The organism is Gordonia iterans (genome assembly GCF_002993285.1).
Lineage (GTDB): Bacteria > Actinomycetota > Actinomycetes > Mycobacteriales > Mycobacteriaceae > Gordonia > Gordonia iterans.
Map to the genome: position 1 here is coordinate 3998057 of NZ_CP027433.1, position 8429 is coordinate 4006485.

At 68.2% G+C, this 8429-nt stretch carries 12 protein-coding genes; 2 read left to right on the forward strand and 10 right to left on the reverse strand.

The annotated features are described in order from the left end of the window. Positions 1-77 precede the first annotated feature (77 nt). The 10 genes from C6V83_RS18115 to C6V83_RS18155 all read right to left on the reverse strand — a co-directional run bounded on the left by C6V83_RS18115 (position 78) and on the right by C6V83_RS18155 (position 7683). Positions 78-395: a hypothetical protein gene (locus C6V83_RS18115; RefSeq protein WP_105943598.1), complete on the reverse strand. Its 318-nt coding sequence runs from the start codon at positions 393-395 to the stop codon at positions 78-80. A gap of 16 nt (positions 396-411) precedes the next feature. Further along, on the reverse strand, positions 412-2412 hold the full coding sequence (locus tag C6V83_RS18120) for a phage minor head protein (RefSeq protein ID WP_105943599.1): 2001 nt from the start codon (positions 2410-2412) through the stop codon (positions 412-414). Next, positions 2393-2773: a hypothetical protein gene (locus C6V83_RS18125; protein ID WP_105943600.1), complete on the reverse strand. Its 381-nt coding sequence runs from the start codon at positions 2771-2773 to the stop codon at positions 2393-2395. Before C6V83_RS18125 ends, C6V83_RS18120 begins: the two co-directional genes overlap by 20 nt. Then, entirely contained in the window at positions 2770-4341 is a 1572-nt protein-coding gene (locus tag C6V83_RS18130) for a hypothetical protein (protein ID WP_105943601.1), read from the reverse strand. Before C6V83_RS18130 ends, C6V83_RS18125 begins: the two co-directional genes overlap by 4 nt. A 3-nt stretch (positions 4342-4344) precedes the next feature. Continuing rightward, complete coding sequence (locus C6V83_RS18135) at positions 4345-4653, reverse strand: hypothetical protein (RefSeq protein ID WP_105943602.1); 309 nt, start codon at positions 4651-4653, stop codon at positions 4345-4347. A gap of 245 nt (positions 4654-4898) precedes the next feature. Next, positions 4899-5081 carry a hypothetical protein gene (locus C6V83_RS18140; RefSeq protein WP_105943603.1) on the reverse strand — a complete coding sequence of 61 codons (183 nt, stop codon included), beginning with the start codon at positions 5079-5081 and terminating at the stop codon, positions 4899-4901. Then, entirely contained in the window at positions 5078-5320 is a 243-nt protein-coding gene (locus C6V83_RS18145) for a hypothetical protein (protein ID WP_105943604.1), read from the reverse strand. The genes C6V83_RS18140 and C6V83_RS18145 overlap by 4 nt, the downstream gene beginning before the upstream one ends. Further along, positions 5320-5481 (reverse strand): hypothetical protein, encoded by a 162-nt coding sequence (locus C6V83_RS18445; RefSeq protein WP_159067567.1) that lies wholly within the window; start codon positions 5479-5481, stop codon positions 5320-5322. Before C6V83_RS18445 ends, C6V83_RS18145 begins: the two co-directional genes overlap by 1 nt. A gap of 80 nt (positions 5482-5561) precedes the next feature. Then, positions 5562-7136, reverse strand: a complete 1575-nt coding sequence (locus C6V83_RS18150; protein ID WP_105943605.1) for a terminase large subunit domain-containing protein — start codon at positions 7134-7136, stop codon at positions 5562-5564. Next, positions 7126-7683, reverse strand: coding sequence for a hypothetical protein (locus tag C6V83_RS18155; RefSeq protein ID WP_105943606.1), 558 nt, complete (start codon positions 7681-7683; stop codon positions 7126-7128). Before C6V83_RS18155 ends, C6V83_RS18150 begins: the two co-directional genes overlap by 11 nt. A gap of 97 nt (positions 7684-7780) precedes the next feature. Here C6V83_RS18155 and C6V83_RS18160 point away from each other — a divergent pair, with 97 nt between their 5' ends. Beyond that, the gene (locus tag C6V83_RS18160) at positions 7781-7999 is read left to right on the forward strand and encodes a hypothetical protein (RefSeq protein WP_105943607.1); all 219 of its coding nucleotides are present in this window, start codon (positions 7781-7783) and stop codon (positions 7997-7999) included. 109 nt (positions 8000-8108) lie between these two features. Then, positions 8109-8423: a hypothetical protein gene (locus C6V83_RS18165; RefSeq protein ID WP_105943608.1), complete on the forward strand. Its 315-nt coding sequence runs from the start codon at positions 8109-8111 to the stop codon at positions 8421-8423. Positions 8424-8429: the final 6 nt, after the last annotated feature.

Below are 8429 nucleotides of genomic sequence, written 5' to 3' on the forward strand. Positions count from 1 at the left end.
CGGCCCCAACCGCCAGCAGCACGAACAGATCTCGTTCTCTGACAGTATCCCCCACCGTCGCGGCGGGATGGGCGAAGCTAAGCCGGTGACAGCGTCGTGCGCTGCTCTAGCACCGCCAGGTGCCGGTAGATGTCGGTGACCGGATTGTCGCCGTTGGGGATCTGGCCGCTCTCGTCTGCCACCCGGCGGGCGCCCGCGAGAACGTCCGGGGTGAGGATGACGTCGAACGTGACGGCGGCGTTCAGGGCCGACTCGGCGATGTCATCGCCGTCGATGTTGCCGTTGCCGAGGTCGCGGTAAAGGCGGTCGCGCCAGGCAGGATCGGCGTCGAGTGCGGGCGCGACAGCGTCCACGACCGCCTTGGCGGCCGCGCGCTCTTCCTCCCACGTCATCATGTCCGACAGCCTACCGTCACAGATCGTCCCGGTACAGGAGACGCCGATCCAGCGGCACCGGAACGCGGCGACCCGTCGCACGGTCGATCTTGTAGACACCGGCCCCGTTGAGCGCGAAGAACGACCGGAACTTCGTCTTCCCGCCCTGCGTGTACGTGGACAGCTCGAAGATCACGCCGTTGACCTCTAGGCGCCGTACCCGCCGATCGCCGCTGAACGCTTCGTAGTGGTATCCGACGGTGAGCAGCAGTAGCGCAAGAAGAAACCGGGCTGGGGTCCATGCTCGCGGTGTCTCGCTCTTGCCAGGGCGAGTCACCCCGAACAGGTGACCGCCAGCCTTGTTGTCGGGTACCCCGTAGATGATCTTCTCGACATCCGCCCTGTCGAGTTTCAGGTCCGGGATGGCTGACAGCACGATCGGCGGTATGCCCCTGTCGTGCTCGGGTGACTGCACAGGATCGAATGCGTTCGGGTCGGAAGCCTCGATCGCTGTGACCTCTGTCAGCGCTGCACTTCGCCTGGTCCTGTAGTCGGACGGTGCATCGTCGGCGAGCCGATCGAACACGTCGTCGTCGACGATCTTGGAGTCGATCACCTCGACTCGCGTTTCCCACTCCTCCTGGCCGGCGGAGGTTGGCGCGTTCGTCTGCTGTGCGACCAGGTCGGCGTCGTTGAGCAGCCCGAGATCAATTTCTTCGGTGTCAGTGTCGGATGGTGGCCGGTCGAGTTCGAGTGCTCTCCGATCCCATTCGTTGCGGGCGGCTTCGTACATGCCGTCGAATCCGTCGGCGTTGTCGACCATCAACTGGAACAGTTCGTCGTCGGAGTAGCCGGACAGGTCGACGTCGGCGGGGTCGGGTTCGCGCCACACCGGTTCGTCGCGTTCGTCGCGCCACTCGATGTGCGGGCCGTCCGGTGGTGTCGGCTGGCCGTGCCGTTCACCGCGGTCCGCCGGATCAGGTGGCGGCTGCAACTGCTCGGCCTCCACAACGTCGTGGATCGCCGCTTCGGCCTCGTCAGGATCGTCAGTGCCTACCCGGACACCTCCGGGCTTCACCTCGCCGAGGCTTCCGTCCGGGCCTTGTAGTTCGTCTTGGAGTTCGTCGCCGTCCAAAATCAGCAGGGAGCAGCGGCAATTTATGGTTTCGTGTGGTGCGATCACGATGGGGTCGCCGGGGAACTGCAGCAGGAACCCGCCGACCCGGAACGGCTGCGCGAGCGGCACGGTCTGCCCGTCGGCGACCCGGTGCGATGCGCGTGTGCGGGTGTCCTCGGTCGCGAGCCACCGCTTGTACAGCGTGATCCCGTGTTCGGCTTCGCGTTCACGTGCGGCGGCGAGCTGGCCGGCCATCACCGCACCGTGCGCTTCGGTGCGCGCTATCCGGCGGGCGAGCCACCGCCACCGGGTCTCTTCGTCGTCGTGGTCCTGCCACAGTCGGCGGCGGCGGGCGCGGAGGTCGGCGCGCCGCTCCGGGGTGAGATCGGGCTGCTCGAGTTCGGCCTCGACTTCGTTGATCATCGCCTTGATGGCGCGCTGGTCGGCGTCGATTCCGAGGACCCAGCCGACGCGGTCGGTGATCTGCTCGATCGTCTCGGCTTCGGCGAGCGCTTCGAGGAGTTCAGGGCGTAGACGCTCGAAGGCGCCTTCGGGCCAGATCCGGAGACGGTCGGCGACCTGGGCGAGGTAGTCCTGCTGGTGCGGGAGCGATCCGTTGCCGGCGCGGCGGCGCGCGTCCTGGAACTGTTCCCCGAACGCGATCGCGACGGCGGGCAGCAAGGTGTTGTCGAGTTCGTGCCGCCAGGCGTTCCAGTTCTTCGCCGCCTCGGCGGCCCGTTCGACTTCGCCGTATCCGGCGGCGGTCAGGCCGGCCGGGGAAAGTTCGGCGATCAGGGTGTCGCGGACGGTGGCGAGCCAGGATCCGACGGCGCGCACCATCGCGTCCTCGATGAGGCGTTCGGCGAGCACCAGACGGCGCTCGGCGGCCAGGCGCTGCAGGTTACGCGGCGCCGGTGACATGGTCGACCTGGGCGAGGTAGGCGCGCAGCGCGTCAGGGTTGTGCGCTTCCTGCCGGATCATGCAGTCACGCACGTACTGGGCGCACGCACGCATGTACAGCTGGATGTGCGGGACCTGAGCTTCATCGAGCACCGACGGTAGACCCCACCACGCGGTGAAGGTCTGTTCCCACCGGTCGAGCTCGTCGGGCTGGGCGGGCGGGTCGAGGACGAGGTACAGGTCTTCGGCGAGGACGTCGCGGTACCGGCCGCGTTCGGATCGGCCGCGGTGGTTCACGATGGCTTTCGCCGCGCCTTGCAGGGACAACCGCACGGCCATGTGGCAGGCCAGAAACACGTCGCTCGACGTCGGCGCGGTCACTCGGTGGCCTCCGTCTCCCCCATGACCGGCGGCCCGTCCGGTGCCTCCTCGGCGACGTCGGCGACCACCTCGGCGGCGGACGGGGGTGCCTCGTCTTCGGCGAGGGTGTCGTCGACGCGTTCGGCGTTGTCGGTGATCCCGGGAATCACGATGCCGAGTTCGGGCAGCCACTTGTCGATCAGGTCCGAGCGGGTGGCGATCAGTTCCCGGATCAGGGTGGTCTTCGCCTCGACCGCATCGGGGGCGTCGTCGTCGCCGAACCCGTTCTCGCGGCGAAGAACCGCAGCGGAGATCACGCCCTTGTCGTACAGCAGTTGCGCGTCCTTCGACCTGTCCGGCCGCACCTGCAAGGGTGTCGAGTCGAACCACACCATCCACCGCGACGGATCGAGACCGCGCTGTTCCAGGAGCGGGTGCAGCAGGCCTTCGGTCAGCGAGTGGCACAGCGTCGCGACGACCGGTTCGACACCGAACTTGATCTCGTTCTCGTCGACCGCCCACGCTGACCAGTGGTTCGATGACGCCTGACCGAGGAGCACAGATGGGTCGGAGTCCATTCCGAGACCGATTCGGCGGATCGTCTCTTCGCGGAGTTCTGCGGCGTGCTCGTCGAGCGGCGTCGAGAAGGTGAGGTGCTTGATCTTGTCGAGCAGATCCCCCGGGACGGTCGCCATGTATGGAACCACGCTCGCTGCGGAGTCGCGGTCGGTGATCGGCGTCATGATTGCCGCGGTCAGATCGTCGGCGAAGTCCCAGTCTTCGGGGGCGTCGTCGGGTTTCATCATGGACTCGATGCCCTCGGGCAGCAGCAGGATCCCGGCGCCGGCGAGGCGGGAGTCGACTTGCGCGGTCACGAACTGTGACAGGCCGCGCAGCTCGCGGGCGGCTTGTAGGACGGCGCGCACTGGGGCGTCGGCGCGGGCGTACCACTGCGGGTGCGTGGTCCACGACCGGATCAGCAGTTCGTTGTCGTCGACCTTGTGCGGGTCGTTCACGCCGTCGTTGAGGATCCAACGACCGGGCTGCCCGGTGAGTTCAGCACGGGACCGCGCGGTGACCGCCAGCCGCGACCCGTCCTGAGTGACGTGCAGGATCGACTCGCCGTTGAAGATCAACTGCTGCGCATACCGCTTGATCAGTTGTTCGGTACCGGCGCGATTGCCGAACAAGATCGCCTGCAGGTCGAGCCCGATCTCGTCTTCGGTGGGTACGGGGTCGGCGGTCGGGTCGTCGGGAGCTTCGGCAATGTACAGGCGCACTTGGGAGCAGGCGCGGGCTTGGCGGTCTCCGATGAAGCGGAGTTCCCCGATCTCGTCGCGGAGGTCCCATGCTTCGGTCTGCCACTGCTCGGTGGGCGGCGCTTTGATCTTGCGGTCGATCGTCTTGGCGGTGAGGACTTGCGCGGCCGCCGTCACCGACTGTCCGCGGGATCCGGTGCGGTTGTCGCGTCCACGCCGGACGGGGATCTGGGTGACCATCGCGCCCGGGGGCACGCGAAGGGTCGAGAGGGGTTGCGCGGCGGCGGCGAGCGCCGGGAGACGTGAGTCGGGGTTGCGTTTGCGTGCCATCGGCTACGCCTCCTCGGGTGCGGGGTCGAGCCAGTTCGCGCCCCATCCGGCCAGCAGCGACGCCGTGCCGGCCAGGGCGGCGGCGGTCCACCATCGGGTGTCGCCCCATTGCCACCAGGCCGCCGACACACCGGCGCCGACCCACACGCTCATGCACCACGAGCAGGTGAGCAGGTAGGCGATGGGGTTCGACAGGCCGAGTTTGACGCACAGCCAGGTGCGGGGCCGGTGGAGGATCTCGTCGACCACGAGGAGCCGGGTGATGCGCATGATCAGGCCGAGGGTGAGCAGGATCGTGAGGGAGTGTGGCACGCGGACGGTCCTCCTGAATTGCCGGTTACTGTCTCACTCTAACCGTCGATTGCGGAGGACTTGTGGACTCGAGGCGGCAATGCTCGCACTCGCGGGGCGGCGTCCACACGTTGAGGCGGGCACCGCAGCCGGTGCAGCGCGGGAAGTCGCCGACGGCCATCAGGGGTACCAGCCGATCATGAGGGCGAGGGCGACGAGCGCGGCGGCGGCCCGGAGGAATGCTGCGGCGAGCGCGATGCGTGAGGTCACCACGGGTGCGGCCACGGGTCGGCGGCGGGCCGCGGGCCGTAGTGGGTGTCGCGTGCTCGGGCGCGGCGGCGATGTCGGCGTGAGCGGCGCTCGATCTCGTAGTCGAGTGCCTTTCCGGTGAATCCTTCGTCGATCGCGAGGTCGACCTCGGCTTCGAGCCATGTCGGTACCAGGCTCATCGCGATACCCGCAGTTCGCGGCACGTGTCGCACAGCTTGCGGCCGTCTGTGTAGGCCGACTCGCAGCCGGGGCAGAGTCGGTCCGGGTGGGTCGGGTACCGCTCGCCGGTCTCGGGGTCGTAGGGCGCGGCCATGTGCGCTTTCCAGTAGTCGACGATCCAGATCGCGGACGCCGTGGCGGCGGCGGCGAACAGGAGGCAGAACAGGACGGCCGCGTCGGCGGCGGTGTTGCCGGACATCAGAGGACCGCCGTGATGGTGTAGTCGCGGGCGGCGTAGTAGTCGGCGAATGCCGTCGGGGCGAGGAAGGGGTCGGTGCCGTCTCCGCGGTCGACGGCGATGCAGTCGGCGAACGGGTATTCGGGCAGGGTCGCGGCGATGACGCTGGCTGTGGTCTTCATGGTCGGTCTCCTTCAATGTGGTGTTACCGCAGTTATAACTGTTCGATGGTTGTTGTGCAACCGCTACCCACATACTGCGATCAGGAGGCGCGGCGGCGGGCGGCGAGACCACCCCGTGGAGCCTGCCCACGCTGCACCTTCGCCGGATTCGACACCACCGTCCCTCGCGGCACATTCGGCAGGAGCTCGGTCACCACGTGTACGCCGGCGTCGAGCGCGCCCGGCGACCACGTCGACCCCGGCTCCCACATCGTCCACTCCGTGCACAACTGGCCCAGGTCAGCGCCGCGCGCGAACCGCACACGATCAGTGCGCACCGCCTGCGCGATCGGCTCGGCGCGCAGCACCTTTGATGTCCGCGAGTTCACGCCCTTCACCAGCGGGCACATCCCAGACACCAAGTCGCGGCCCTGCAGCGCCTTCCAGGCCTGCGCGATGAGCTGGCCGGGCATGTCGCCGCCGTAGTTCTTCTCGAAGATGATCAGCGTCGCGTCGTGCTCGTACGCGGTCAGGCACACACGCTCCGGCCACTCGTCGGCCTTCATCCGGGCGGTCTGGTCGTCGAGGAACCACGCCCGCCCCTCGGCGTCGAGACCGGCAACCACCACACCAACCGAGTCGCGGCCACCACCAGCAGGGTCGACGCCGACGGCCTTACGGCGGAACTCCGACGGTGCCGGTTGGGTGGCGTCGCGGATCTGGTCGTCGTCGAGCAACGCGGACTCCACAGCCGTCGGCGTGCCCTGGTACATGGCGCCCCAGTCCCGCGGGGTGGAGCGCTTTTTCTGGCGGGTCCAGTGCGCGACGAGCGCGGTGGTGTCGCCGTCGTCGATCTTCGGGTGCGACAGCGGATCTCCGGGGGCGCGGCCGAGTGGGTCGGCGAAGATCCCGCGGTCGTGGTCCTCGGGGAGGGCGAGCGCCGGCATGTGGAGCACGGTCCACTCCCCGCCTTCCTCGACGCGGCCGTCGCGGTCGAGGAGGCGGCCGGCGAGGTCGTCTTGGTGCCAGCGGGTCATCACGATGACCTCGCGCGCGGTCGGTGATCGGCGCGCCGACCACACCGCGCTGTACCAGTTCCAGACCGCGGTGCGCATCGTGGGCGAGTCGGCGTCGGCTCGGCCCGCGAAAGGGTCGTCGATGATGCCGAGGTCCATGGGCTGGCCGGACAGGCCGCCGCGGACACCGACCGACCGCAGACCGCCGCCGGCGGTGAGTTCCCATGCGGCGCGCGACGAGGTGGTGGTCGAGAGGCGGAGCCCGTAGTCGGCGCCGTACATGCGCACCATCTCGCGGACCGCGCCGCCGTGTGTGTGCGCCAGGGATGCGGCGTAGGAGGCGAGGAGGATCTTGTCGCGCGGGTTCATGGTGAGCCACCAGAACGGGAACCATCGGGCTGCGCGGGTGGACTTGCCGATCTGCGGTGGGCTGAAGATCATCAGTCGCGCGTTCGGCTTGGCGAGGAGTTGCACGAGGGCGGCGTCCATCGCGCGGGTGTGCGTGCGTTCACGGCTCGACGGGTCGCAGGATCCGGCGAGTGCCCCGGGCGTGGAGGCTGCGGGGAGCGCGATCCCGGCTTTCACGGCTTCTTCGGCGAGGTGTCGTTTCAGGGCGATCAGCTCGTCCATCGTGAGGCCGTCGAGGGGGCTACTGGTCATCGGGGGTCTCGTCGTCGTAGGTCACCGCGGCCACAATGCCGTCGAGGACCGGCAGTTCGGGTGGTGCGAGGCCGGCGGCGTCGGCGTCGGCGCGGAGTTTGGTGCGCAGGGCGTCGGCGAGGCCTGCGATCTCGGTGGCGATCGCTTCTTGTGAGGCGGACACGGTGGTCGTGGTGGTGACGTTGACGGTCGGGGTCTTGTCGATCCCCCGGATACGGGCGAGGCTGTCGAGTGCTTGCCGGGCACTGTTGATCAGTTGAGATTTCCCCATCTCGCGGCCTTTGCTGGCGGCGGCGTCGAGTTCTTTGAGGGCGCGTTCGTAGAGGGCTTCGTAGCGTTCGGCCATGAGGTCGCGGAAGTCGTCGACGACCTGCGCTTCGTTGCGGTTGATGGTGCGTAGGACGGCGCGATAGGCGACGGTGCGGTCGGCGTAGTCGAGGGCGTCGGCGATCTCTTGGTAGGTGTGGCCTTGGGCGCGGAGTTCGACAGCTCGGGTGGCTCGTTGGCGGTCGGCTATGACCTGCGCGTTCCCGGCGGGTTTGGGCATTGGGTCTCCTTCGGCTCGTTCCTGATTGTAGGTAGCTGTTGCATCTCAACCCATAGCCTGTTATAACTGTAGTAACACCACGAGCGAAGGAGACGCCATGCAGAACACCACCATCACCGCCGGCACCCGGATCAGCCACCGCGGCCGCATCTACACCGTCACCGACGACCACACCCTGGCGAACCGACGCGAGGTCGTGCTCGCTGACGGCCCGCGCGGCGGCTACATCCTCGCCGTCGAGATCGACGACGCCGGGCAGATCGTCGCCGCGGTGACGCGTTCCGAGCCCTGGGCGCCCGCCTCGATCGTCGCGTGACGGCGCGGAGGGCGCCGGGCCTGAAACGGCTACGTCCCGGCGATAGGGCACCTGTCCCGGCGCCCTCCACGCGGCCACACCACGACCGCACGATTGAAGGAGACACCCCATGGCCACCTACCAGCAGTTCGTCGACCGCTACGGCGACGACTACGACACCGAGATCGAGCGGCGCGCCGGATACCAGCGGCACGAGCAGAACCGTGTCGAACTGTCCGCGATCTTCTTCGGCGAGGAGACCACGACGGCCCGGTGCCAGCCGGTCGAGTACCCGCGGTACACCGGCTATATCCAGGCCCTCGACGAGGCACGTATCGGGAGCGTGCCGGGGATGGAGCTCACGGTCACCACTTCACGTGCGGGACAGATCGTGGAGACCGCGACGTGGGATCAGGACGCGCCGACAGCGGCCGCGATTGGGTGAGCTGGT